Here is a 249-nt window from a genome sequence, read left to right as displayed (position 1 = left end):
GCTTTGAGATGGGTGCTATCGCTGTAAAAGACACGTCCACCAATAAGTCCATGTCCAATCGCTTGTTCAACGATGGTGTCGAAGATGGTTTGTTCTATATCGGTACCAGCAAAACGACGACGGCGATAGCGTCGAGGCATCTGGAATTTTATCAGTCAGTCGTAAGCCGAGAAACCAGCGATAAGCGACATTGACTTCAATCTCCCGAACAATTTGGCGCTCGGATCGGATGCCGAACAGGTAGCCAAT

1 pseudogene is annotated in these 249 nt (G+C 48.6%); it reads right to left on the bottom strand.

Annotated elements, in window-relative coordinates:
* Positions 1-249: pseudogene (locus H8K52_RS20930) on the bottom strand (transposase); the annotation flags it as partial.

The organism is Affinundibacterium seohonense (genome assembly GCF_014284305.1).
GTDB classification, from domain to species: domain Bacteria; phylum Pseudomonadota; class Gammaproteobacteria; order Burkholderiales; family Burkholderiaceae_D; genus Undibacterium; species Undibacterium seohonense.
Note: the sequence above shows the minus strand (reverse complement) of the source record. Positions and strands in the feature narration are given on the sequence as shown.